General features: G+C 33.2%; 22 protein-coding genes. 14 read left to right on the forward strand and 8 right to left on the reverse strand.

Annotation, left to right across the window (positions count from 1 at the left end; genetic code table 11):
- Window positions 1–62 precede the first annotated feature (62 nt).
- Both ACLHDE_RS02365 and ACLHDE_RS02370 read right to left on the reverse strand, forming a co-directional pair.
- Complete coding sequence (locus tag ACLHDE_RS02365; RefSeq protein ID WP_415397561.1) at window positions 63–1,652, reverse strand: DEAD/DEAH box helicase; 1,590 nt, start codon at window positions 1,650–1,652, stop codon at window positions 63–65.
- 167 nt (window positions 1,653–1,819) lie between these two features.
- Window positions 1,820–3,985, reverse strand: coding sequence for a bacteriohemerythrin (locus ACLHDE_RS02370; RefSeq protein WP_415397562.1), 2,166 nt, complete (start codon window positions 3,983–3,985; stop codon window positions 1,820–1,822).
- A 100-nt stretch (window positions 3,986–4,085) separates the two neighbouring features.
- On the opposite strand from ACLHDE_RS02370, the gene ACLHDE_RS02375 reads away from it, so the two are divergent.
- The 5 genes from ACLHDE_RS02375 to ACLHDE_RS02395 all read left to right on the forward strand — a co-directional run bounded on the left by ACLHDE_RS02375 (window position 4,086) and on the right by ACLHDE_RS02395 (window position 9,211).
- Window positions 4,086–5,276 carry a DNA recombination protein RmuC gene (locus tag ACLHDE_RS02375; RefSeq protein ID WP_415397563.1) on the forward strand — a complete coding sequence of 397 codons (1,191 nt, stop codon included), beginning with the start codon at window positions 4,086–4,088 and terminating at the stop codon, window positions 5,274–5,276.
- Window positions 5,273–7,132 (forward strand): cache domain-containing protein, encoded by a 1,860-nt coding sequence (locus tag ACLHDE_RS02380; RefSeq protein WP_415397564.1) that lies wholly within the window; start codon window positions 5,273–5,275, stop codon window positions 7,130–7,132. The genes ACLHDE_RS02375 and ACLHDE_RS02380 overlap by 4 nt, the downstream gene beginning before the upstream one ends.
- Window positions 7,133–7,196: 64 nt before the next feature.
- On the forward strand, window positions 7,197–7,385 hold the full coding sequence (locus ACLHDE_RS02385) for a hypothetical protein (protein ID WP_415397565.1): 189 nt from the start codon (window positions 7,197–7,199) through the stop codon (window positions 7,383–7,385).
- A gap of 165 nt (window positions 7,386–7,550) precedes the next feature.
- A complete protein-coding gene (tnpC, locus tag ACLHDE_RS02390; RefSeq protein ID WP_415397566.1) occupies window positions 7,551–8,939 on the forward strand; it encodes an IS66 family transposase in 1,389 nt (462 codons plus the stop codon).
- Between the two features lie 32 nt (window positions 8,940–8,971).
- Complete coding sequence (locus tag ACLHDE_RS02395) at window positions 8,972–9,211, forward strand: hypothetical protein (RefSeq protein ID WP_415397567.1); 240 nt, start codon at window positions 8,972–8,974, stop codon at window positions 9,209–9,211.
- Window positions 9,212–9,266: 55 nt separating this feature from the next.
- Here the strand turns inward: ACLHDE_RS02395 and ACLHDE_RS02400 are convergent, their stop codons facing one another.
- Genes ACLHDE_RS02400 through ACLHDE_RS02415 form a run of 4 tightly spaced genes read right to left on the reverse strand, consistent with a single transcriptional unit; the run spans window position 9,267 to window position 14,902 of the window.
- On the reverse strand, window positions 9,267–12,323 hold the full coding sequence (locus ACLHDE_RS02400; RefSeq protein ID WP_415397568.1) for an efflux RND transporter permease subunit: 3,057 nt from the start codon (window positions 12,321–12,323) through the stop codon (window positions 9,267–9,269).
- Window positions 12,316–13,380: an efflux RND transporter periplasmic adaptor subunit gene (locus ACLHDE_RS02405; protein ID WP_415397569.1), complete on the reverse strand. Its 1,065-nt coding sequence runs from the start codon at window positions 13,378–13,380 to the stop codon at window positions 12,316–12,318. Before ACLHDE_RS02405 ends, ACLHDE_RS02400 begins: the two co-directional genes overlap by 8 nt.
- Window positions 13,370–14,548, reverse strand: a complete 1,179-nt coding sequence (locus ACLHDE_RS02410) for a hypothetical protein (protein ID WP_415397570.1) — start codon at window positions 14,546–14,548, stop codon at window positions 13,370–13,372. Before ACLHDE_RS02410 ends, ACLHDE_RS02405 begins: the two co-directional genes overlap by 11 nt.
- A gap of 42 nt (window positions 14,549–14,590) precedes the next feature.
- On the reverse strand, window positions 14,591–14,902 hold the full coding sequence (locus ACLHDE_RS02415) for a hypothetical protein (protein ID WP_415397571.1): 312 nt from the start codon (window positions 14,900–14,902) through the stop codon (window positions 14,591–14,593).
- Between the two features lie 106 nt (window positions 14,903–15,008).
- Between ACLHDE_RS02415 and ACLHDE_RS02420 the strand changes: the two genes are divergently transcribed.
- Entirely contained in the window at window positions 15,009–15,215 is a 207-nt protein-coding gene (locus ACLHDE_RS02420) for a hypothetical protein (protein ID WP_415397572.1), read from the forward strand.
- A gap of 174 nt (window positions 15,216–15,389) precedes the next feature.
- Here ACLHDE_RS02420 and ACLHDE_RS02425 read toward each other — a convergent pair whose 3' ends face one another.
- A complete protein-coding gene (locus ACLHDE_RS02425) occupies window positions 15,390–16,076 on the reverse strand; it encodes a response regulator transcription factor (protein ID WP_415397573.1) in 687 nt (228 codons plus the stop codon).
- A 39-nt stretch (window positions 16,077–16,115) separates the two neighbouring features.
- Between ACLHDE_RS02425 and ACLHDE_RS02430 the strand changes: the two genes are divergently transcribed.
- Together ACLHDE_RS02430 and ACLHDE_RS02435 are read left to right on the forward strand one after the other, a co-directional pair.
- Entirely contained in the window at window positions 16,116–16,313 is a 198-nt protein-coding gene (locus ACLHDE_RS02430; RefSeq protein ID WP_415397574.1) for a hypothetical protein, read from the forward strand.
- A gap of 1 nt (window position 16,314) precedes the next feature.
- Window positions 16,315–16,704, forward strand: a complete 390-nt coding sequence (locus ACLHDE_RS02435) for a DoxX family protein (protein WP_415397575.1) — start codon at window positions 16,315–16,317, stop codon at window positions 16,702–16,704.
- A gap of 10 nt (window positions 16,705–16,714) precedes the next feature.
- On the opposite strand, the gene ACLHDE_RS02440 is transcribed toward ACLHDE_RS02435, so the two are convergent.
- A complete protein-coding gene (locus ACLHDE_RS02440) occupies window positions 16,715–17,272 on the reverse strand; it encodes a CDP-alcohol phosphatidyltransferase family protein (protein WP_415397576.1) in 558 nt (185 codons plus the stop codon).
- Window positions 17,273–17,439: 167 nt separating this feature from the next.
- Between ACLHDE_RS02440 and ACLHDE_RS02445 the strand changes: the two genes are divergently transcribed.
- The 6 genes from ACLHDE_RS02445 to ACLHDE_RS02470 all read left to right on the forward strand — a co-directional run bounded on the left by ACLHDE_RS02445 (window position 17,440) and on the right by ACLHDE_RS02470 (window position 24,978).
- Window positions 17,440–19,071, forward strand: a complete 1,632-nt coding sequence (locus ACLHDE_RS02445; RefSeq protein WP_415397577.1) for a methyl-accepting chemotaxis protein — start codon at window positions 17,440–17,442, stop codon at window positions 19,069–19,071.
- Window positions 19,072–19,116: 45 nt separating this feature from the next.
- Window positions 19,117–20,484: an OprD family outer membrane porin gene (locus tag ACLHDE_RS02450; RefSeq protein WP_415397578.1), complete on the forward strand. Its 1,368-nt coding sequence runs from the start codon at window positions 19,117–19,119 to the stop codon at window positions 20,482–20,484.
- A 56-nt stretch (window positions 20,485–20,540) separates the two neighbouring features.
- Entirely contained in the window at window positions 20,541–20,771 is a 231-nt protein-coding gene (locus ACLHDE_RS02455; protein ID WP_415397579.1) for a FeoA family protein, read from the forward strand.
- A complete protein-coding gene (feoB, locus tag ACLHDE_RS02460) occupies window positions 20,764–22,902 on the forward strand; it encodes a ferrous iron transport protein B (RefSeq protein WP_415397580.1) in 2,139 nt (712 codons plus the stop codon). The genes ACLHDE_RS02455 and feoB overlap by 8 nt, the downstream gene beginning before the upstream one ends.
- Before the next feature lie 34 nt (window positions 22,903–22,936).
- Entirely contained in the window at window positions 22,937–23,599 is a 663-nt protein-coding gene (locus tag ACLHDE_RS02465; protein WP_415397581.1) for a response regulator transcription factor, read from the forward strand.
- Between the two features lie 104 nt (window positions 23,600–23,703).
- On the forward strand, window positions 23,704–24,978 hold the full coding sequence (locus tag ACLHDE_RS02470; protein ID WP_415397582.1) for an ArsS family sensor histidine kinase: 1,275 nt from the start codon (window positions 23,704–23,706) through the stop codon (window positions 24,976–24,978).
- Window positions 24,979–24,987 lie beyond the last annotated feature (9 nt).

Consider the following 24,987-nt stretch of genomic DNA (forward strand, 5'->3'; position numbering starts at 1 on the left):
AGTAGGGCAGTATTTGAAGTATGTATTAATATAAACCCCATTACAAGGGGTTTATTAAAAGTTTAGTCTCTATGTCTAGTAGAACTTCCACTTGAACGGTTTTTATCACGATTTCCACGGTAACCACCGCCATCACGACTTCCTCCACCTTCACGATTGCGATCTGAACCGCCACCTGAACGAGGTTTATTTCCACGGTAGCCGCCGCCACCGCCGCCACCACTTCTACCGCGAGAACCGCCTCTACCACGAGATTGACCACCTCTTTGAGCAGCACGAGCAAGAATTGCCTCTATTTTATCAGCTGGAATACCAATATGGTTTGGACCTTTTATATCTTGTTGGTCTAGTAGCATTGAGATAAGTTTGTAAGCCATTTGCTCTTCATCAATATCTTCACGTAATCTATCTAAAACTTTATGAGCTTCATCATATATTTTGTGATCTTCAACTTTTTTAACCAAAGCTTCAATAGTGGAGCTTCTTAAATCATTTTTACTTGGAACATAAGCATGACCCATTGAAGTTCCAACTTTTTGTTTAATGCGTTGAAGCTCTTTAAACTCTAGTGGAGTTAAGAGTGTAATTGCCTTTCCTTTAGTACCAGCACGTCCAGTTCTACCAATACGGTGAACATAAGACTCAGGGTCAAAAGGAATATGGTAGTTAAAAACATGAGATATATTATCAACATGTATACCACGTGCAGCAACATCTGTAGCAACAAGAACTTTTACAGAGTTGCTTTTGAAACCTTTGATTACTGTTTCACGTTGACGTTGCTCCATATCTCCATGAAGACCGTTAGCTAAATAGCCGGCATTAGATAAAACATTTGATAGTCTATCTACTTCACTTTTTGTTCTACAAAATACAACAGATTTTTTAGTCTCTTCAGAATCCATAAGACGAATGATTGCATCATCTCTTTCTGATTCTTCGATTACATAGTAAAGTTGTTCAATATCAGAGTTTGTAGTCTCACCTTTAGTAATAGAGATAAATTCCGGATTATCTAAAATACGTTCAGCTAAAAGCTTAATTGGTTTAGGCATAGTAGCTGAGAAAAGCAGTGTTTGACGATTTGTTGGAAGGTATGAAAAGATTTCATTTATATCATCTAAAAATCCCATATCCAGCATCTCATCAGCTTCATCTAGTACAACTATACTTGGTGTAAAGTCTTTAACCATATTTTTTTTGAGAAGATCTAGCAGACGACCTGGTGTAGCAACAACAACGCTAGCTCCACGCTCTATAAGGTCAATTTGGCGTTTATATGAACTACCACCATAAACTGTAACAGTTCTAGCATTTATGTTTCTACCATACTTGAATAACTCATCACTTACTTGTGTAGCAAGTTCACGAGTTGGAGTGATAACTAAAATCTCTACACCGTTTCTTACATCGATGTTATTTAGTGCCGGAAGACCAAAAGCTGCTGTTTTACCTGTTCCTGTATGTGCCTGACCTACGATATCACGACCTTGAAGAACTAGGGGAATAGCTGCTGCTTGAATTGGACTTGGAGTTACAAATCCTGCTTGTTCTACGCTTCTAAGTATCTCTTTTTTTAAACCTAGGTCAGCAAATGTGAGTAGATTTTCCTCAACGGGTGTGTTTTCTTCTGTTTGTGCATTTTCTTGCATCATTATCCTTTAAATGTAAGGAGATGATACAAGTTTGCAAAACGCAAAGCATCTTCCCCTTAAACTATTTCGCGAATTATATCCAAATAAAACAAAGTTTATCTTGAAGGTGATTATAGTTTAAATAATTTAAGTTTATATTGTGTAGAATAAGTTAGTAAAAAAGCCTATGTATAGATAACACTGCAGTTTCTTCCAGATGCTTTAGCTTCATATAGAGCTCTATCTGCTTTTTGTAGAATTTCTTTTACATCTTTGTCTTTATCTAAACAAGCAATACCGATGCTAACACTGTATTTGATAGTCTGACCTTCTACTTTTACTTCACAAGAGTATATTTTTTCACGAAACCTCTCAGCAAATATATAAGCACCTTCGCTTGCAGTCTCTGGAAGCATAATTATAAATTCTTCTCCGCCAACTCTAGCTACTATATCTAAGCTCCTAGCCATATCTAAACATACAGATGAGAAATGTTTTAGTACTTCATCTCCTCTGGAATGCCCGTAGGTATCATTTATGTTTTTAAAGTGATCTATGTCGAGCATTAAAAAACAAAGATTACTTTCATAACGTTTAGCTCGCTCTAATTCTTGAGTTGAAAGCTCTTCAAATTTACGACGATTTACAGCTCCTGTGAGTGGGTCAACAAATGCCATCTTTTCAAGTTTTGTATTTTCTCTTTCTTTGTTTTTCAGTTCCATTTTATTTTTTCTTAGATAGAGCTGTGTATATATATCGCCTTTAAGAAGTTTTTGTCTTGTTTTTTCGTAAGCATCATACATATATGCGATTTCATCTCTTTTCATATTTATAGGAGAGAGTCTAAATCCTCTTCCTCCTGTGGCAAGATCTCTCATTGCATATGTTAACTGATCAATTTGCATTACCGTACTTCTTTTAAATGTATAAAGTATGAAAAGATTAATAGCCAATATTGTAGTATTGAAAAGAATCCATAAAATAAAGTTTATTATTGTTGAGTTTATATTTTTGTTTATTGCCATATTTATCTCATTTAGAAGTTCGTCTTCAAAAAGTTTTATCATATTAATATATTCTGTTGTGAGTTTAAACCAAATCTCGGAATCTAAGTTATCAAAATGATAGTTTTTTATGTTCTGCTCATAAACATTTATTTGTTTTACAATATCAGAATTAAATAATGCATCATACCTCTTATTTTGTGCGTTAGAAGCTGTACTTTTAAATGTGCTTAAAAAAGCCAACTGAGTACCAAAGAGTTTTGCAAAAGAGATATATTCTTCAATTGTCACATCTTTTTTTTCTATTATTGTTGTTCCATAAGCTCTTTTTTGTCCAATAGATTCTTTTAACTGTTGAATAGAATAGAGCGTTGCTATAGAAGAAGATAATTCCCTGTCAAAATTCAAAGATTCTATTTTTGGAGTAATATCGAGTATATTTTTAATAATTCTTGAATATAAATTTATTTCTTGAATTTGAGATATATTTTTACTATCAATTTTTTTACGAATACTATCAAGTGATAATATATCTTTTTTTAGAATCTTTATGTGTGCTTCAATAGATTTTATTTCGCTAATATGAATATTATTAATTATTATGGTAAATTCTTTGGCCGCATTATCAACGAGTTTTCTCTGTTGTTTTAAACTGTCCTTAAATTTATTTTCTGTTGAAGATAAATAACCACTATTTAGTCCTCTCTCCATCTGAAGATTGTGTACCAATTCATTTATATTTGTAGTAATATGAGTGATTTTAGAAGTTTTTTCCATATTTATATATTCATTGAAGTTTTCAAAAATAATGATACTTCCAAAGAGTAACATACCCGAAAGAGGAACAATAGCAGAGAGAAATATACGTTTTGTAAAACTAAACCTATCAGTGATTACTTTGATTAATTTTTCTAGTAGAGAGTTGTCTTTCTCGATATTTATCTCAGTCATACCACATTTTTTTAAAAGAGCAATTGTCGGAATATCTTCTTCTATTACATGATTTAACAACCACTCTGTTAGATATATTGTTATCTCTTGCGAAGTGATGTAGTCTTTTGAAGATATTGCTTTTAGTTTAAGTTTTGATAGCTTGTTATAAAAAGCACGATGCTTTTCTTTATGATCTTCTAGCTTAGTACACTTGCAGTCTTGTAAATAAGTTTCTTCTCTCTTGAAGTGCTCTTTTGTGCACATCAATAACTCTTGAAAAATCGTTTCAATCACATGTTGATTTTCATTATTATTTATAGCTTCAGAAAGCTTACCAATAACGTGCAAAATCTTTTTATGGTCGTCATCTATGGTTTTGATGCCAAGATTTAAACCTTCATTCCATTCTATCATATGACGAATTTTATCATAAAAGTTCAAAATTAACAGTTAGTTCCTATGACTCAATACAAATATAGTATAATTTTTCATATAAAAGAAATAGGCTGGTTTAATGGATCTGTATTTAATACTTTTAATATTTTGTGGTGTGATTATATTAACCTTACTTTACCTATATTTAGTAACTCTTCAAGATAAAAATAATTTACGTATAAGCTATGCAGTTTTAAATAGTCGTTATGAAGAAGAGATGAAATTCTCCAAAGAAAAACTAGAGATTATGCAAAATGCAAAAGAGGAACTTTCAAAAGAATTTAAACTACTTGCAAACCAGATATTTGAAGATAAATCAAAAAAATTCAATAATACTCATAAAGAACAATTTGAAATTTTACTTCGTCCATTTCGTGAACAAATTACAAATTTTTCAACTCAATCACGAGAACAATTTAGTTATGAGGCAAAAGAGAGACATTTATTAAAAGATGAATTAACTAGGTTAAAAGATATGAATGCTCAGTTGTCTCAAGAAGCAATAAATCTTACTAAAGCTTTAAAGGGTGAGAATAAGACACAAGGCAACTGGGGTGAAATAGTTTTAGAAAGGATACTAGAAGAATCAGGTCTTCGAGAAGGCATAGAATATCAAACGCAAGCTACTTTAAAGTCCATAGAGGGAAAAACTTATCGTCCTGATGTAGTTATTCATATGCCACAGGAGAGAGATATTATAATCGACTCTAAAGTTTCACTTGTTGCGTATGAGAGATTTATGAGTCAAGATAATCCAGATGTTAAAACATTAGCACTTAAAGAACATATAAATTCTATTCATGGTCATATAAAAGATTTGAGTTCTAAAAAGTATGACAGATTAGAAGGAGTAAATAGTCTTGATTTTGTACTTTTATTTATGCCTATTGAAGGAGCTTTTTTACTAGCACTTCAAGCAGATGGTGAGTTTTTTAAACGAGCATATGAAAGCAATATTTTAGTAGTATCACCATCAACACTATTGGTTACTCTTAGAACAATTGAACATATTTGGCGAACACAAAGACAAGAAGAACATGCCCAAATAATTGTAAATGAAGCAGAAGCTATGTATGAAAAACTGGTTTTGTTTGTAGATGAGATGCAAAAGGTTGGTTTCGCATTGCAAAAAGCTCAAGATTCTTATGATACTTCGATAAAAAGATTAAAAACAGGTAAGGGCAATATTATAAAACGTGCTGAGAATATGGTTGAACTTGGTCTTAAACCAAAAAAAGTGTTAAATATTTCAAGTGAAGAGGCCTCATGAAAATTAATGAAAAAAGAATCATCCCTTATCTCATAGTTGTAGTACCTTTAGCTCTTGTATTAACTGCAAGTTTTTTTATTACTACGTTTTATATAGAAAAAGTAAATGCCTATTTTCATCATATAAAAGAGCGTTCTATAAAAGAGCATATTGAGTCTAAAAAAGCAAAAAGTGAAATTTGGGTAGAGCAACTTAACCTTCTTTTTGATTACAAAAATAATAGAGTAGATGAAGATATAAAAGCACAACTACAAACTAGAGTAGATATGGCATATAAAAGTGCAAGATATATTTATGAGAAATATGAAGAAAAAAAAGGAAAATATGAGATAAAAGAGCGAATAGTAGATGCTTTAAATCAGATGACATATAGTACAAAAAAAGATTATATATTTATAGCTGACTTTAGTGGAAATACTATACTCTCACGAAGTTCTTTACTCAATCAAAAAAATATTAGTGCTTATGCAGATGTTGATGGCAGATCTATAATCTTAGAAGAAATACAAAAGGTTAGAAAATCTGGTGAAGGTTTTTTAGAAAGCAATTTTTATGCTGGTGCAGGAAAACAGATTATTTTAGTAAAAGACTTAGATATGTATAACTGGTATATAGGGTCATCTACAAATGTTTTGCAAAAACGTGAAGCTTTAAAATCAATACTTTTAGGAATGGTTCAAAGTATTCCTATGGATAGTGCAGATTTTATGGGACTCTATGATGACAGAAAACCTATTTTTATATCTAAAAAAATGCAAATATATCTAGGAGACGAATCTCTAAAAGTTATTAGTGAAAATCTATCTAAAGAGCCTACTTGGTACAAAGATAAACTCGATGGCTATTATTACTATTCTAAGTATTATGAACCGCTTGATTGGCATTTAATCTATGGATTTGATATATCCAAAATGAGTATAAAAGAGTTGAAAAAGCAGACTGAATTAGAAGAGATGTTAGATAGAGAGTTGGAATTTATTATTAAAGCTTCTGCATCTATAGTTATTTTTATTGTAATACTATCACTTTTATTATCTAGAAAAATTAATAAAATATTTTCTCAATATCAACTTGAAGTTCAAAAAAGGACTGATGAGCTAGAGAAGTTAAATGAGTCACTAGAGCAAAGAGTCATCGACGGTCTAAAAGCTCATAGACAAAAAGACAAGATGCTAATCCAACAATCAAAAATGGCTGAGATGGGAGATATGCTTAGTATGATTGCTCATCAGTGGAGACAACCGCTAAACCAGATGTCATATCTCTTTATGAATATTGACTCTGCCTATGAGTACAAAGAGTTAACTAAAGAGTATCTTGATGATAAGTTAAAAGAGGGGAATACCCTTTTAGAATTTATGTCTGTTACTATAGATGACTTTAGAAACTATTTTCGACCTGATAAGTCTAAAGAATTTGTTTTAGTAAGTGATGTCGTAACTACAAGTGTTTCACTTATGCAAAAGTCACTAGAAGTTAGTGGTGTTGAAGTAGAAATAGAGTCATATGGACGGGACCTGACTCATATATATAAAAATGAGTTCATCCAAGTTATGCTAAATCTAATTAAAAATGCAAAAGATATCTTAGTAGATAAAAAAATAAAAAATCCTAAAATAATCATAACATCCAGATGTGAGAAAGAAAAGCTCATCGTTGAGGTCTGTGATAATGGCGGTGGAGTAGATAAGAAAATTATAGATAAAATCTTTGATCCATACTTCTCTACAAAAGATAATCAGAGTGGAACAGGATTGGGACTTTATATGTCCAAGATGATTATTGAAGAACATCTAAATGGTAAACTAAGTGTTAATAATACAGCAGAGGGTGCCTGTTTTAAAATAGAAATTTGATTTTGTAATACATGACTATATTGTATTAGAACATCAAACAGATATAAAACATGAAGTCTACCAGATGGAGAATGATGACTCAAGTATGGGCTTGGTAGCTCATGTTCATGATGATATTCATACAATTTTAGTCTTTAACAAAGAAGAAGAATTTAGTATAACTATACGACTCTCAGATACAAAACCATTGGTAAGTATTGAAAATCTGACTTCTTGCATCTCCTCAGTTCCACAAAGACAGCCTCTAAGTTAAGCTTTTTTCAATAAATATTATAAAAAAAAGGTAACTACTCACCCCATCCAAACTAAAAAACTAACCTAAATATTACCTCAAGTTTTTCTCTATTTTTCTTCTTAATAAGCCTATTTTTAGGGATTATTAGCTATAATAATATATATAACAGAAGAGGTTTTAACAATGAGTAATGGTAAAATAAAATATCAGTTTTCTATTAAATCGAAAGATGAACTTGATAAGTTAACTCATGATGAATTGTTGAAATATGTAAAAGATTTACAAGATAATCTTGTTCAAGAAAAACCACCAAAGAATTCAAATAACTCAAGTATTCCTCCATCAACAGAGATTGCTAATCCTAATCCTAAAAAGAATCAGAGCTTGAGAAAAAAGAGCGATAAAAAAAGTGGTGGGCAAAAAGGGAGAGAAGGAGTAACACTTAAACAGAGTGATACTCCAGATGAGATAGTGCCATTAACATATGAACTTACATCATGTAAAAAATGTGGCTTTGATTTATCTGGTGTCATTACTAAGTTAAAAGAGAAAAGACAAGTATTAGATTTGAAATTATCTTCTATCAACAAGAAGATAACAGAGTATCAAAGCTTTAGTAAAATATGCCCTTCTTGTGGTTATGAGAATCATGATAATAGCTTTACTCCATCAGTAACTCCAAATATAAGCTATGGGAGTAGTATTACTGCCATAGTCTCTTACTTGAGTGTATCACAATATATGTCTCATAAAAGAATAGTATCACTACTAAAGAACCTGTTTCATCTTAATATTTCAGAAGGAACAATCACTACTCTCTTAGCAAAAGCCAGCAAACTCTCTCAAAAAGAGATAGATACAATCAAAGAAACACTCCAAAAAGCCTCAGTTGTAGGGATAGATGAGACAGGTTGTAAAATAGATGCAGAGAAACACTGGCATTGGACTTTTCAAAATAACCAAAACACTTTAATAGTAGCTAATAAATCAAGAGGTACAGCAGTTATAAATGATACCTTTGAAAATGGATTTCTTAATGCTTGTGTAGTACATGATAACTACTCCTCTTACTCTTCACTACAATGCAAAAGTGAGCAGTTGTGTTTAGCTCATAAACTTAGAGATTTAAACTTTGCAATTGAGTGTGATAATACAAAGTTAGCTAAAGGGTTAAAAGCACTTCTGAAAGAGGCTATCAAGGATGATAGAGAAGAGTTAACACAAATACAAAGAGTATCACTGAAAGCTCAATATGATAAATCACTAGAGCATCTGTTATCTATGCCAACTATTCCTAAAAGTGAAACAGCAAAACAAGTAAATTCAATTTCAAAAGCTAAAGATAAAATCTTTACTTTTTTACTTGATGAAAATATACCACCCGATAATAATGCAAGTGAGAGGGCAATTAGAAATGTAAAAGTAAAACAGAAAGTTTCAGGTCAATTCAAATCACTTGCAGGTGCAGAGAATTATGCAACATTAAGAAGTATTGTTGACACATCAAGAAAGCGTGGCTTAAATGAATTTGAGTCATTAGTTAAAGTAATTCAGGGGTATTCTGTCTTTTAGATGGGGTGAGTAGTTACAAAAAAAGGTTAACAATGAAATTAAAATTATTTTTACTGCTTTTTGTATCACTTAATGTTAGTGCTCAAAATTTATCAGAGATTATAGAAGCATTAAATAAAAGTGAAAAAACAAAATCAATCAAAGAAAAAACTTATGCAGAGATAGCAAAAAAGGAGATTTTTACAACACAAAAAGCTCCTGAACTTGGACTTAACTTCTCTCATGCCAAAGAGAGAATTAAAGACACTACCGAGCCTATTGCTTTGCAATAGGAAGTTGGATAACAAATCATGCTAACGAAGAAGCGAGATAAAGAGAGGTATCTCTCTATCTTTTTTCCTCCTTTACAAACCGCTTATAAAGCATAGGTATTAGTAGTAGTGTTAGTGCCGTTGAAGAGATAAGCCCAAAAATTACAACTATTGCTAAAGGTTTTTGAATCTCTGACCCAGGACCCGTTGCAAAGAGCATCGGCACTAAAGAGAGAGCTGCTATAGTTGCAGTCATTAAGACTGGACGAAGTCTTCTTTTTGCCCCCTCTATGACAACCTGACTTATAGGCATATCGCGTGCTAGTTCATTAAAATAACTAATCATCACGACACCATTAAGCACAGCAATACCAAGGAGTGCTATAAACCCTACAGAAGCAGGAACAGAGAGGTAACTATTAGTCGCATAGAGACCAAAAATCCCTCCCATCATCGCAAGTGGAATAGTAGTAAAAATAATCACACTCTGCAAAACAGACTTAAATGTCATATATAAAATCATAAAAATCATGACAAGTGCGATAGGCACAACAATAGATAGTCGCTGCATTGTCGCTTGTTGGCTTTTAAACTCGCCACCGTATGTAAGATAGTAACCAGCGGGTAGTGTTAACTCACTTGCTATAGCTGATTGAATATTCTCTACAAATGTTACAAGGTCAATCCCCGATACATTTGTTTGTATAGAAATAAAACGTTTTGCTTTTTCATGTTTAATCTCAACAGGTCCATCTGTTTTTACAATTTCTACAACTTCAGAGAGGGAAACTGCTTCGCCACTTAGACCAACAAGGTAGAGTTCATCTAAGTTTTTCTTTAAATAATCTCCACGAATAACAATAGAAAACTGCTTCATCCCTTGATAAATAGTTCCCACCTCTACACCACTTACTGCGGCTTTAAGAAGGTGTGCTACATCATTTTTATCAAGTCCATAGTTTCCAAGTTTTTCATCATTAAAACGCAACTCTTGATAGGCTACACCATCATTCTGCTTCATGTAGACATCTTGGGAGCCTTCTGTCTTCTCAATGACTGCTTTTATCTTAGCACCAAATGCATTGAGCTTATCTATCTCCTCTCCAAATAGTTTAATAACAACATCACCACGTGAACCTGTGAGCATCTCTGATGTTCGCATCTCTATGGGTTGTGTAAAGCTATACTCTATTCCTTGAATCTTTTCTAGAGATTGACGCATCTGCTCTTTGAGCCACTCTGTATCTTGATTTCTCCACTCGCTCTTGGGTTTAAAAACCAAAAATGTATCTGTATCATTGAGCCCCATTGGATCAAGTCCTATCTCATCAGAACCACTTCTTGCGACAATAGACTTTATCTCAGGTACATCTTGCATGAGTTGTTTTTGTATCTGTGTGGCGAGTTCTACTCCTGCTGGAATATTTATAGATGGTGGTGTTTCCACTCCAATAACTATATTCCCCTCATCCATCGTTGGCATGAAGGTTTTTCCTATATTTCCAAAGGCATAAAAGGTTCCTCCAAGAAGTACAATTAAAATGCCATAAATAAAAAACTCTAATTTAAAAGCTTTTTTCAAAAAAGGCTCATAGACTTTAAGTAGATACTTCATAAGAAATGTATCTTCATGTCTTGGATGCTGGATTAAAAATGAAGCAACAGTAGGTATAACAAAAAGAGCTAACAAGATAGAAGCCGCAAGTGTAAATACTATACTCAGTGCAACAGGTGCAAAAAGTTTTCCACCGATACCATCGAGCATAAGTAGAGGGGTAAATACGATGATAATAATAGAAACCCCAGCTATAACTGGAGTACTTACCTCTTTTGCTGCAGCTGCCATAATCTCTAGGCGTGACATATTTTTATCTAGTGGCTCTGCTAGTCTGGCTATAATATTTTCAACCATAACCACCCCGGAATCTATAATCATCCCTATGGCTATAGCAATACCCCCTAAACTCATCAAGTTGACACTAATATTAAAATAGTACATTAAGATAAAAGCACTCAAAATTGCCATTGGCAAAATAAGTGCAACTGTTATAGCTGAAACAAAACTACCTAAAAAGAGTAGTAAAATCACAACTACTAAAACGATAGCTTCGCTTAAGGCTTTTTGCACCATACTGACAGCTTTAGAGATAAGATCTTTTCTATCATAAAATATATCTATTGTTGTGCCCTCTGGAAGTGACTTTTCTAACTCCTCTAAACGCTCTCTTACTTCAGATGTTACCGTTGAAGCATCCGCACCCTTTAGCCCAAGAACAAGTCCCTCAATCGTTTCACCTTTAGCATCTTTTGTAACATATCCATAGCGTGTAAGTGATGAGATGCTGACTTTTGCAATATCTCCAAGACGAATGATGGCACCATTATCTTCAACCTTAACAACAAGATTTTTTATCTCACTTACATCTTTCATGCGACCTGGGAGTCTTACAAGAAGCGCCTCATCCCCATGCTCAATTCTTCCTGCACCATAATTTGCATTGTTTTTTGCAATCTTCTCTTCTATGGAGTCAAGTGTAATTCCTAAAGATGCCATTGTGGCAAAATCAGGTTTTATCTCATATATTTTGCTATCGCCTCCAAGAACATTCACATCAGCAACACCATTAATATTTCGCAAAGCAGGACGAATGACCCAATCAAGAAGTGTTTTTCGCTCCATGAGAGTAAGTGTGTCTGATTCAATAGTAAACATAAGTATCTCACCAAGAGGCGTAGTAATAGGTGCCATACCTCCAGATGCCGATGCCGGAAGGTCTGCCATAACACCGTTAAGTCTTTGATAGACTCTATCACGTGCCCAGTAGAGGTCTGTTCCCTCCTCAAAATCTATAACGACATCACTTAGAGCATATTTTGAAGTAGAACGTGTTATTTTAAGGTGTGGAATACCCTGCATTTCAAGCTCTATAGGAATAGTAATCTGTTGCTCAACCTCTTTAGGTGTCATTCCTGGTGCTTTGGTGATAATCTCTACCTGTGTAGTTGAAACATCAGGAAAAGCATCAATAGTGAGCTTAGAGTAAGAGACGATTCCTCCAGCTAAAAGTCCTAGTGCAATAACAACAGCAAAGATTCGCTGTGAAAGTGCAAACTGTATCAGCTTATCAATCATTTTGCATGCCTTGAAGTGCTCCTTTTAGAGAGATAGCACCGCGTACAACAACCTCTTCACTCCCGTCTATATCTTTGGAAATAAAGTAAACACTCTTTGCATCTCTACTTAGAGGTGTTATGGTATGGAGTCTGTAGCCACCATCTTCTTTTACAAATAAGGATGCTTTTTCAGCATAATTAATAACTGCGGAGGATGCAACTCTTAAGGCTTTTCTTGGCCAGTAAAGTCGAATATTTCTTTTCTCATTTGGCAGAATATGATAAGTACCTTTTGGAACAAGATGTACTGCTATAGTCTGGGTTCTCATATCTACTTCTGCTGCAATTGACTCCACTTCAAAGGGCTCATTACCTATGATAAGCTCAGAGTTTACATGGAGCTTACCTACGATTTCTTTAGGAAGTGCTATCTCTAGGTGTGTACCTTCTTTACTTACTATTGTCATCATATGCTCACCGCGTTGCAAATACATTTTTGGAAAAATATTTAAGTCTGCTACTTTCCCATCTATTGGTGAGTAGATGCGAATTTCTGGTATAGGTTGTTTTGTCCGTGTAATAGTATCTACCTGTTTTTTACTCAAACCCCACTCTTGAAGGAGTGAGTAGTAAAACTCTACCTGAGTTTCATACTTTTTAAGTGTATTTTTTGCTTTTAAAAACTGCTTTTTTGCTACTACGGCAGCTTTGTAGAGAGGCTCTAGTCGTGCTACTTCATTTTTGTTATACTCTTTTTCTATTAAGAGATTAATGTATATTGCTTCTAGTTCAAGTATTTTGGGACTTTTTATGATTGCAAGAACTTTTCTTTTTTGTATATTTTGATACAAACTTGCACCAAGCTTCTCTACAACACCTTCAACTGGTGCATCTATTCTATATGTTTTGTTTGCTGGAAGATGTCCTTGTGCTAAAAAACTTCCAAGATAGACAGAATCTACACTCTTAATAGCTTGTAGTTTTACCATTTTATTTTCACCTTTTACAAAAGGTGACTCTGCAAAGAGTGCAACTGAAGTTGCAAGTAGTAGTGTGAGTATTTTTTTATTTAACATTGTCTATTTCCTTTGGATCTATTGCATATTTGTACATGTATTTTCCAACTGCACTATGTCTTTGTATTTTTAACTGTAGTATTGTTTCAATCATCTGTAGTTTAGTCTCTGTAGCTTTAAGCATAGAAATTAGACTCTCTTCTCCTGCGAGAAAACGCATATTGCTCTGAGCGATTAGCTTATCGGCACTACTAGTGATGGATCTTTCCGTATTTTTAAGATATTGTCTATAAATAGCTATGCGGTTTTTGAGTGTTATTGTCTCTTGTTTATAGCTGTTTTCAAAGGCTTTTAACTCATGAGAAACAGAACTTAATCGTTGTAGAGCTGCCTCTTTTTTTGCTTCATTTTTACTACTTCCGTATGTCAAAGGAATATTAAGATTGAGCATATATCTATCTGTATCTATTTCGTTGTTATACGAAAGACTTACATTAACCTGATTGAAAGCTTGTTGTGTATAAGAGAGGCTCTTTTTTTGAATCTCTCTGTTCTCCTGTAGCATAGGCCAGAGTGCAGAGTACTTTAGATTAAAAATTTGACTAAAATTTGGAGAGAGTTTTTTACACTCAAACTGACCATCAAAAGTGACTAACAGTTTTATCTGAGCCTCATAGCTTTGTAATTCATTCTCAAGTTGAGAGATTTGTAGGTTTAGATTATTTAAAGAAAGTTCAGCCATAATCCCTTTTGATGCGTCAAACTCACCGTATGCAACTCCCTTCTGAATATGGACTCTTATGTCATCATATATACTTGATAAAGATGCTTTTGCTTGAAGTGCTTGCATCGTGATACAGTAGTTTCCATAAGTTGTCCAAAGTTGTGCTCGCATTCTGTTTTGCGTAGTTTTTTTGGATAGTGTTGCATAGTTCTTATTTTTGTTTATTATCTCATCTACTGCATCACCACCGAAGTTCAATGCTTTAGCAACATTAAGCCCAAATTCACTCCCCTTGTCTGAGCCATCTCGGACATTTGCGTATCCTATGCCTCCACCAATACTCCATTCATCTTGATAGAGTGCTGCATTTTTTAGCTGTGCATTTGCCACTGCACTTTGTGTCTTACTTTTGTAAGTATCACTATCTTGAATACTCTCGTACAGTTGCTCTATGCTCTGTGCTGTAACGAGTACAGGAAGGAGCATATATATTAAATACTTCATATATTTTATTTCCTTGGTATTAAAATTTATTATTTATTAGTATTAGGAAATTGTTTTTGGAGGGGTGAAAATATCGCTTGACTGGAGTTGTTTGATAAAAAAAGCTTTTGCTTGAATAGTAGATGTAGAGAGTTGATTATCTGTTATAAAGCTGTTAGTTAAGAGAATAAAAGGGGAATGACAAAGGTTGTGTTCTACTAAAAGAGACTGCATAACTTTAGAAGTATCTTGTATGGAAATTTCATTTTGTTGCGAGATAAGATAAATATTTTGCTCAAAAATAAAGTCGTGAAAACTCAAGAAGAACAGTGTTGCCAATAATATTTTTACTACTTTACTATTATTCTTTTTCATTATGTGCAATTGTATCAGAAGTTATTTAACAACTTTATTTAAGCTAAAGCCCAAATAATTCCATAATATTTTCCACACCTCCAAATTCATAAAATTTCATCTTTTTTTGAATCCAAAGGCACCTAAAAAGGCTAGAGAATTAGCTTTTGATAGCGTCAGAAGATTTATGACACTACCAATCAATGTTCTTGGTCGTGATTTAGTTCTTCTAAATATTCCGTTTGCTTTAATTGGTGGAGTGTTTGGGCTATACTTCAGTGGTGAATATATGAGTATTCTAACCAGAGTTGTAATGCTTAACTACTTTCAATGATTTAAAAAGTAAGGTGAAAGACTTCGTAGCTTTAGTTACTATAGGTGCAATCAGAAGTCTTAGAGCGGTTTTAATGACAGCTTTTATAGCTGCACTTGTATCATAAGTTTGTTTTGAAGAAAGAGGATTAAATGTTGGAGATTCGCCTATCACTTTGATAGGCGAAGATAAAGATTATTTGTTATATATGTGAAGTTTATATCCACTCCCAGATATATTTTCAATACAATTCTCAGGAACTTTCTTTCTTATCCCACGAACTAGAGAACGAATAGCATCTTGGCTCATACCTTCATATGCCCAAATAGCATTTTCAATTTCTTCATACTTAACAACTCTGGTATAGTGATGAGCTAAAAGGTCAAGAAAAAGGGTCTCATTTTTTGTTAGTTTTATCTCTTTGCCATCGTCACAGATTAGTTTTTCATAAGCATTGTATTGTACCGTTGGGGATAGTGCAAGATTGAACTTACTTTTATCTTCAATGAGCTCTATAGATTTCTCCAAAGCACCAATTAGCTTCTCTTTTGTTATAGGCTTTATAATGTACTTAACAAGTTGTAATTCAACTGCTTGTAGCAGATACTTAGTGTCCGAGTGAGCTGTTGCTATGATTATTTGAACATCTTTGTCATTAGCTCTTATATAACTTGCCATGTCAATGCCATTAAGGCGGGGCATACTGATATCTGTGATAATAATATCAGGTTTATGTTCTCTCCAAATTTTAATAGCCTCTTTGCCATCTTTTGCTTGTAAAACTTCTTTAGCTACACGCTCTAAGTACTCAACAGCACTTTTTCGTACCATCTCGTTGTCCTCGACATAAAGAACAGTGAAGTTTTTTAACATATCTTTCATGAGCTGCCCTTAAAATTTATATTTAGGTATTATACTACTATGAAAATACAAACACAATATACCTATGAAAAAACATGGACAACAACAAATGAGGCTGATCTTCTTAGAATGATAGAAGAAGAGATTGGAGATTCAGATCCAAAGGGAACACTTGATTATGTAAAAGAAGCTATCAAAGATGGTAAGACTATAACGGTTGGAAGTTGTAGATTTAAAGCTCAAAAAGAGGAGTTATAAAATGTTTCAAAATAACGATATAGCAAAGTTAATTATTAGACTTAGTCTTGGTATAATGATGCTGTTTCATGGTGTAGAAAAAATAATTAATGGCATCGGTGGAGTAAAGCATCTGACAACTAATGCAGGATTTCCTGAGTTTTTAGCTTATGGTGTTTACGTAGGTGAAGTTGTTGTACCTATATTTATAATCCTTGGACTATATGCTAGAGTCGCATCTACGTTCTTAGCATTTACTATGTTTATGGCAATCTTCTTAGCGTATGGAAACTCACTTTTTGAGTTAAATAAACATGGTGCACCTGTTTTTGAACTTCCACTTTTGTATTTTATCTTATCTGTAGTTGTGTTTTTGCTTGGCTCAGGAAGATATGGTGTAAACGCTAAGTAGAATTTATTGCCTAAGGATGGGGAACTTTTAGCTTAGAGTTCAAACTCCATCCAATGATAGCCATTAATGCCATAACTATTACAGCAGGTAAAAACTCATAAGCATTTCCCAGATAAACTAACCAGAGTAAAATTGCACCTAAAGGTGTAGGAACGCCAGTGAAAAATTTATCTACATTACCGGCATCTGTATTAATGTTAAAGTGTATAAGTCTTCTAAGACCGGAAATAACATAGTAGATGCTAATAACAGCAGCAATAATCATCGGCAAACCATCAGTTTGAGAAGCATAAACAGCTTGAAATATTAAAAATACTGGAACAAGTACAAAACTTAAAAAGTCAGCAAAACTATCCAGCTGGACCCCAAACTCATTTGATAAACTATATTTTCTGGCAATCTTGCCATCAAATATATCAAAAGCACCACCTATCCAAGCAAGAACAATTGCAAGAACAAAGTTGTTTTGAGTAATAAAGTAAGTAGCAAGAAGACCAGCTGTTATGTTCACAAATGTAAAAAGATTTGCTAGGTTGAAATGAGAAGAAGCTTGAAACAAAAAATTCATATATTATCTTTTTTAATGAAATTATAGCAAGTAAATATTTAAAAAGCAGTAAGTGTTAAGTTGAAATAAATTAAAACACATGAAAACAATAATAATGATTTTGCTTAAGATAGAATTAATATGACTTTAAATACTATCTTAATTACAATTATTTTAAGGGATTACATGTGAATTGGATTAATAATTTTAAGATAAAACAAATATTACTTGGGGTAGCAACTTTAGTTTTAAGTGTCTTGGTTTTAAGTATAAGTTCAAATTATTCAAGTATGAATAATATTGAAGAAAGATCTAATGAGCAGGTAAAAGAGGTTTTGCCTAATCTACTTGACTTTTTAGAGTTACAGTTAAATGTTGTTCAGATACAACAGTGGTTGACAGATGTCTCTGCAACCAGAGCAGCAGAAGGCTTTGATGATGGCTTTGATGAAGCTAAAGCCTATTTTGTAAAAGCAAATAAGGTAATGGACAGATTAATTAGAATGCATGATGAGCTTGGTGAAGATGAAATGGTTGCAAAACTTAAAGAGTTTAAGGTAAGTATGCAGTCCTATTATGACATTGGTATAGAGATGGCAAATTCATATGTAAAAGATGGTCCAGCAGAGGGTAATAAACTAATGCTAAAACTTGACCCTTTTGCTGCAAAACTATCAAAAGAGTTGGATGTATGGATTGTTGAGCATAAAAAAGAGTCCGATATTGCTGCACATGAGATAAATAATAGTATAAAAGAATTTGCACTTCAAAGCTTGATATTCTCAATCCTTGTAATGTTAATCGTAATGATTGCTTTTGGTATTATTAATAAAGTACTAAATTCAATCAAAGAGATAAATGTTTACTTACACAAGTTGTCAAATCTTGATTTTACAAGTAAATTAGAGTTAAAGGGCAAAAATGAAATTGCTCAAATAGCGCAAAACCTATCTGGAGTTATTGAAGTTATAAAAGGGTTTATAGCAGAAGCAAAACACTCATCCAATGAAAACTCATCCATTTCCCATGAACTATCTACAACTTCTATACTTGTTGGAAAAAAAGTAGAAGAAGTGATGGAGATTGTTAAGAAAACAACTCTAAAAGCTAAAGAGATAACACAAGAGATAGATAATTCAGTAGCAGAAGCTAATATAAGTCGTAAAAATGCAATATCAGCAAATAAGAATCTAGATGATGCAACAAACGAGATTGTTCGCTTAACAGCGGATGTTCAAGAGAGTGCTAATATTGAAGTTGAATTAGCTGAAAAAATAAATCAGTTAAGCATCGAGGCTGAACAGGTGAAACAGGTTTTAAATGTTATATCTGATATCGCAGACCAGACAAATCTCTTAGCCCTAAATGCAGCCATAGAAGCTGCTCGTGCGGGTGAGCATGGTCGTGGTTTTGCCGTTGTTGCAGATGAGGTTAGAAAACTAGCAGAGCGTACACAAAAAAGTCTTGTTGAGATACAAGCAACTATCAATGTTATAGTACAGTCAATTACGGATGCAAGTGAACAAATGAATATTAACTCGAAAAAAATTCAAACCTTAGCCGATGTATCGTCAAATGTTGAGATCAGAATAAATGAAACATTGGAAGTAATGCATGAGGCATCTATTTCTAGTGAAAAAACAGTTAATGATTTTGAAGATACGAGCAAAATGGTTAGTGAAATGTCAAAAGATGTTAATAATGTTAACACTATTGTAGCTTCAAATGCAAGAAGTGTAGAAGAAATTGCTGCCGCTTCTGAGCATCTAAACTCTATGACAGAAAGTTTAAATACTAAGATGGAGCAGTTTAAAGTTTAGTAAAATATAAGTTGATTACGGCACTCATTTAAAAAAAGGGAAAAAATGAATAGATTAGTAAAGTTAAGCTTAGTGGCATGTTTAATATTGAATACAACAACTCTCTTGGCACATGTTGATGGCTCAGAACATTTAAACAATGAAGGGGAAATTTTACCAGATATTGTAGATAAAGTGCTTAAAGAACTGGAAAAAAATGGTATATTTTATACAAAAACTGTCGGAAGATTTGAGATAACAAAGAAGCTTCCAGAAAAAGCAGAAACTATTGATGAGATGTTTAATTATGCAGATGCTTATGGAAACATAAGATTGGCATATATAGATAGTGCACACAAGATTAGTACTAGTCCCAAAGTGAAGAAAGAAGCCAGTGCAATCGGTGGAGAAATAGGTATAAATACGGCCACTTACCATGGTGTTGGATTTCATATCACCAGCTATATTTCCCAAAATTTAGAGTTTGCAAATCCAAATAAAAATGATCTAAATGAAGACTTTTTTAATACAGATAGAGACTCATTTATATATATATCAGAAGCAAGTATTAATTATTCAAATGATTTTGTTTACTCTAAATTAGGTCGTATTAAAGTTGAGACACCATATGCAAATAGTGATGATATTCGTATGGCACCAAATACTTTTGAAGGTGCATGGGCTAATATAGACTATACAGACAAATTAAAAACACAGATAATGTTTATAAATAGATGGGCTGGTTATGATTCTCAAGATGAAGATGCAGGGCTCTCCCAAGATACCTTTAAAAGCTTAGTAAATGAGAATGCTTTTGGTATGGCAACAATCTCATTGACCTATGAATATGCACCAGAGAGTGAAATATCTCTATGGTACAACTTCATTGATGAAATGAGTTCTATTGTTTATACAGAAGTAGTAGGTGTGGTACCATTGGGTGATGATGTTTTATTTAACTATGGAGTTCAGGCAAGTCATATGGAAGAATTAAAAAGTTCAAATGTAGCTGGAGATGTTCTAGGTGTAATGAGCATTTTAAGTTATAAAGGGGTATCTATAGCAGGAGCTTATAATATTGCTTTAGTTGAAGATGGAAAGTATATTACAAATGGTTTTGGTGGTGGACCTTACTATACTTCGCTTGATGAAGCTACAATAGAGGCTATCTCAGAAGCAGTTCGTAAAGACAGTGAAGCATTTAGACTTGGTGCTGGATATGAATTTTCAAACTTTGGCTTAAATGGTTTAGTTCTTGAGGGTGTTTACGGTGAGTTATATGGAAGTGTGCATACATTAAGAGAAATAGATGCTATCATAACATATGAGATAAGAGAGAATTTATCTTTTGAAGCTATTTACACTAACTATGAAGCTGATGTTGATAATAATACATTTGACAGATATCTTGTGAGGATGAATTACGCTTTTTAATAAGTTCTTAATATGATACTAGTTATCATTATGAAATAATAATAAGAATTGATAATATGAAAACATTAAAAGATTGTAAAAAAGCTTGTAAGGTGAAAGTTGTGAAGTTAAATGCTCCAACTGATTTAAAGCAGAGACTGATTTCATTTGGAATTATGAAAGAGACAGTTATAGAAGTATTAGAATATTCTCCAGCAAAAAGTACAATAGAAGTTAAAGTTGGAAAAATGAGAATAGCACTTCGTGCAAAAGAAGCTGAGCTAATAGAAGTTGAAAAATATGATTGAGATGTATGGAAAAGCTTGTCCGGTAATAGCTAATCATATAAAAATAGCTCTAGTTGGACAGCCTAACGTTGGCAAGAGTATGCTTATAAACTCTGTATCAAATGCGCATCTGCATGTAGGAAACTTCTCAGGTGTAACTGTTGATAAAACTGAAGTGCTATTTGACTATAAAGATTATCACTTTACAGTTGTAGACTTGCCGGGAACTTACGCTTTTACGGATTATACAATTGAGGAAAGAGTAACGCATGATTACCTTTGCGCTGAGAGTTATGACCTAATAATCAATGTGATAGATTCTACAAATTTAGAGAAAAATCTTCAGCTTACATCTGAGCTAATGAGCATGAGTAAAAGCATGGTAATCGCTCTAAATATGAGTGATGAAGCTAAAAAAGAGGGCATTGAAATAGATGCTGTTTATATGTCAGAGCTACTTGGGATTCCTTGTGTTAAAGTTTCTGCCGTTACTAAAGAGGGCATTGAAGAACTTCTAGAATCTATTGTATCTATACAAGAACAGCTCAAACAAGATTCAAAACTAATTTTTAGCGAACCGGTTGAAGAAGAGATATCAATTATTATAGAGTATCTTAGAAAACATAAATATAAGGCTGTAAACTCGTACAGAAATGTTGCAATTAACCTTTTAAAAAATAATAAAAGAACTTATGAAAAACTACATGATAATCCTATCTGGACAGAACTTCAACCAATTTTAATCGAGGCTTCAAAACATATTGAACTCCATCATGACAGTGATGATATAAAAGAGGCATTTGCAGAAGAGTATGCTTCATTTAACAGAGGTATAGTTGCTGAGGTTTTAAAACAAGAAACTGTTGACGAAGAAAAGACTTTAACAGAAAGAATAGATAATATATTGATTCATCCATTTTTCGGTATCCCAATATTTCTATTTTTTATGTGGTCTCTGTTTCAACTGACTTTTGAGATTGGTTCAATCCCAATGGACTGGATAGATGCATTCTTTGGTTGGTTTGGTGATACTGTAGGAGCTACAATACCAAATGATGATGTCCGTTCACTTATCGTTGATGGAGTAATAGCCGGTGTTGGTGCAGTTATCCTTTTTGTTCCAAATATTATTATACTCTTTATAGGTATTGCACTTTTAGAGAGTACGGGATATATGTCAAGGGTTGCATTTTTGCTTGATGGTTTTTTTCATAAGTTTGGGATGCATGGACAATCGTTTATACCTTTAGTTACCGGTTTTGGATGTTCCATCCCTGCTTATATGAGTGCTAGAATATTGAAAAATGACCGAGATAGACTGCTGACTCTTTTTATCATCGGTTTTATGAGTTGCGGGGCTAGACTTCCTGTTTATGTACTTTTTGCAGGTGCATTTTTCTCACCTGAGATGGCAGGTAACATACTTTTTGCTATTTATATTAGTGGAGCTATGATTGGTCTTATAGCTGCGAAGATTTTAAAACTTACAGCATTTAAAGGTGCTGATGAGCCATTTGTTATGGAGATGCCAAAATATAGACTACCATCGACTAAGCTTATCTGGCATACAGTTTTAACAAAGACTATGATGTACTTGAAAAAAGCGGGTACTTTTATTGCAGCAGCTTCCATGTTAATCTGGTTTTTAAGTAATTATCCACATAATTTAGTCTTAGAAGAAGAATATGCTACTAAAATAGAAAAAGTAATTAGTGAAGAAGAAAAAACAACATTAAAAAATGAGCTCTCAGTTGCTCATTTGGAACAAAGTTACTTAGGTCAAATAGGGAAATTTTCTGAACCTATTTTTGAGCCATTAGGTTTTGACTGGAAGATGAGTGTCGCTCTTCAAACTGGCCTTGCTGCAAAAGAGGTTGTTGTTTCAACTTTAGGGGTACTCTACGCTTTAGGTGATGGGGTAAATGAGCAAGACAGTTCTTTGGTAAATGCCATAAGTAAAAACATCCCTTTTGCATCTGCTGTAGCATTTATAGTTGTTATTATGATTTATCTTCCATGTTTAGCAGCATCTATAGTATTTACTCGTGAGGCTGGAGGGATAAAATACTTTTTTTATCTTTTAGCATTTACATCTATTGCAGCTTATGGACTTGCATTTATAGCTTATAATATAGCTTTGCTGCTGACTTAACCAGCTATTAGTTTATCTCTGTTAAAATTCACCTATGAAAAAAATATTAATGATTGAAGATGACTTAGAATTAGCTGAGATACTGACAGAGTATCTTGAGCAGTTTGAGTTTGAGGTTATTACAGAAGATGACCCTTTTAAAGCAGTAAGTATATTAAAATTAGAAAAATTTGATTTAGTTATTTTAGACTTAACACTTCCAGGCATGGATGGTCTAGAGGTATGTGAAGCTATCCGTGAGAGACAAGATATTCCTATAATTATATCATCGGCAAGAAGTGATGTTACAGACAAGATAAAAGCACTTGAACTTGGTGCTGATGACTACTTACCAAAGCCTTATGATCCAAGAGAACTAGAAGCTAGAATTTACTCAGTTCTTAGAAGATATGAAGCAAAGTCTGAAGCAAAAGAAGAGTCTAAGAGTGACTTTAAATGTGATACTTCATCTATGATGATAACATATAAAAGTAGAAATATAGACTTGACAAATGCAGAGTTTGGGATACTTGCTTACATGATTGCAAAACAAGGACTTGTAGTCTCAAGAGAAGATTTAATTCATAATGTAAATGCTATAAATGAAGACTCATCAAACAAGAGCATTGATGTCATGGTTGGAAGAATCAGAAATAAACTAGGTGATAAAACTCTTATAGAGTCAGTTCGCGGTGTTGGATACAAACTACTTAAATAAATTATATAATTTTCTCTTGCCAATAGGCAAAGCTTAAGTAAGAGAAATTTACAAAGGAAGCATTGTACCCTTATGGGAAGCTTTCTTTGTTAAGGAGACAAATATTGCGACAACGCGCTGTTTTAATAACTGTACTTTTTGCACTAATCGTTACTTTAGTTAGTGTTAGTGCAGTTTTTTGGGAGTTTTATAAGCTAAATAAACATCAATATATAGAACATATATTTTCAAAGCACGAAACTATTACTCAAATATATCGTGAACACCTTCAGAAAAAAACTTCACAAATCATGCTTGAAGCAAATTTGGCAGTTTATAAATTCGTTATAGAAGAAGGTGAGGGTGAACAAAAAAGAATTTTAAAAAAAGCAAAAATATTAAAACAAAAAAATCTACAAAGAGTTGATGAAGCTATTATGCTCAACCAAAAAGGTCTTTTTACCCATAAAATTGTTCGTGATGTTAGAATCTCTATGCTCGAGTTCAAAAAAACCATATACTTTCATATAGAGGGACCTATAGGTTCTGTACTTATTGAGGATGAAGGTTTAAAAGCATATACATACTACTCTCTTGCATACTCATATTTAACAATTATACTTATAATTTCCATCTCATTTGTGTTGATATTGCAAAGACTTCGACCTTTAATTCGTCTAAGAAGAAAGATAGCACTTTTTGGAAATGGAGATATGAATATCTCATTTAAAACTCGAGGATATGATGAGATAGCACTAGTCTCAAACGAGCTTGAATCGACAAGGGAAAAAATAAACTCTCTGTTAGAGTCAAGAACGCTCTTTTTAAGAAATATAATGCACGAGTTAAAAACACCAATTGCAAAAGGTACCATAGCTACGCAGATGTTAGACTCACAAAAACAAAAAGATCGCTTTAGCTCTATTTTTGGTCGATTGGAGTCACTTGTTACAGAGTTTGCTCTTATTGAAGAAGTTACCAGTCTAAGCGATAAGAGAGACTTTAAAGAGTATAGACTTGTTGATATTATAGATGGTGCAATTGATATGGCTATGGTTGATAGAAGCAGTGTTAGTTTTGAAATAGACGCAAGTATTAAATTGACGGGAAATTACAGACTATATACAACTGCCATTAAAAACATGATAGACAATGGCATCAAGTACTCTACAGATGCACATGTGAGAATTTTGATGATTAACAATGAGTTGTGTTTTGAGAGTAAGGGAGAGTGTATAGCTCATCCATTACAGTACTATATAGAGCCCTTTACGAAAGAAAATCCTTCAAAAAATAGTTTTGGCTTAGGTCTATACCTTGTTGACTCTATACTTAAGGTACATAGACAGGTTTTAGCACATGAGTATGACAACGGTGTTAATCGTTTTATTTTTGCATAAGTTTTTGTT

The organism is Sulfurimonas iocasae (assembly GCF_047716755.1).
In the GTDB taxonomy this organism is placed as follows: domain Bacteria; phylum Campylobacterota; class Campylobacteria; order Campylobacterales; family Sulfurimonadaceae; genus Sulfurimonas.